A 1,544-nucleotide genomic window follows, 5' to 3' on the forward strand; every position below is an offset into this window, starting at 1 on the left:
TAACCCCCCCCCCCCCCCCCCCAAAACACCACTCCTATTCGGGCCCCCCGCTAATTTTATTAACACCCCCCCGCGCCCCACCCCCCGGGGGGTGCGGTTTGGGGCGGGGGCCACACCCCCCCCCCCCGCGACATCATCTCCAGATCAAGATTTGACGGGCAATCCGGTCGCCGCGGCGATCTGGCTTGCGGCGTCGTCGAGTGCCGCCTTGGCGTCGGGATAGCCGCCGGCGAGATATTTGGTCTGCACAGCGCGAACGATGATTTCGGCATCGCTCTGGAATGGCGTGCCGCGGCTGGGAACGACCTTTGGCAAAGTGCCGAGGATATCCTTCCACACCGCCTGGCCGCCCCAGTAGGGCAGGCCTTCGGAAACATAGGGCTCATTGAGTGCCGAGATCAGCGACGGCACGAGGCCGAAACCCTTCAGCATCGTGATCTGGCCCTCATTGGTTCCGAGCGTGTACTTGAGATAGGCGTAGGCAGCCTCCTTGTTCTTCGACGCCGATGTGATGGCCAGCGAGGACCCGCCGAGATTGGCGGCGCGTGGGCCATCAGCGGTGAGGCTCGGCATCAGATAGACGCCCCATTTGCCGTTTTCACCGGCCGATTCGGTGCGAATGGTGCCTTCATACCAGCCGCCATAAATCTGGGTGGCGACGGTACCGGCGGTGTTGTTGGTGATCTTGGTGCCCCAGTCGGCCGACGAAATGATGCCGGCGTCCTTCATCTCCTTGATCTTGGTCATGGCATCGACGCATTTGGGCTGGTTGACCGTGATGGACTGCCCATCGGCGGAGAAATAGGCGCAGCCCTGTTCGTTGGAGATCATACGGAAGAATTCGCTATCGCCGTTGAAATCGGCGTTGGTCATGGTGACGCCCGGATTGGCGGCCTGGATCTTCTTGCCGGCTGCGATGAAATCGTCCCAGGTCTTGATCGACGCCGGATCGACGCCGGCCTTTTCGTAGAAGTCGCGGCGATAGAAGGCCGCGACCGGGCCCGAATCCCACGGCATCGCATAAGCCTTGTCGCCGACTTCGAGCTCGGTGCGCTTGAAGTCGGGGAATTTCGCCTGATCCTCTGCGGTATATCCCAGCGTATGCAGGTCGACGAAGCAGTCGGGGAACTGGCTCCAGTAATTTTCGGCTTCGCCGTTCTCGATGGTGACGATGTCGGGCAGACCGACGCCGCCGGCCGCACAACCGGCGATCGACTTGTCGTAAGTCGGCTGGTTGCCGAGATCCTGGACCGTAACCTTGACGTCGGGGAATTGCTTGTTGAAGCCGGCAATGGTCGCTTTCAACGATGAAGCGGCGACATTCCAGCTCCAGATGGTGATTTCGCCGGACTGCGCATAGGCCGGGGCAGAGCCCAGGGCAAGCACGAGCGCGGCGCAGGTCATTGTGATGCGCATAGAAATCCTCCCATTTCATTTGCTCTCTCACTGCGAGCATGGCTAGACTAGTGCGCATCCATAAACGCTGTTTTTGCGAGTGTTCTGAGCCAGTTTGGCGGCCCAATTCATGCTGTTCTTGCGGCGCG

At 60.9% G+C, this 1,544-nt stretch carries 1 protein-coding gene; it reads right to left on the minus strand.

What is annotated here, in order from left to right; all coding sequences use genetic code 11:
* Positions 1 to 144: 144 nt before the first annotated feature.
* On the minus strand, positions 145 to 1,416 hold the full coding sequence (locus tag NKH57_RS33680) for an ABC transporter substrate-binding protein (protein ID WP_023758411.1): 1,272 nt from the start codon (positions 1,414 to 1,416) through the stop codon (positions 145 to 147).
* Positions 1,417 to 1,544 lie beyond the last annotated feature (128 nt).

This window comes from Mesorhizobium sp. M1050, assembly GCF_040318715.1.
Lineage (GTDB): Bacteria > Pseudomonadota > Alphaproteobacteria > Rhizobiales > Rhizobiaceae > Mesorhizobium.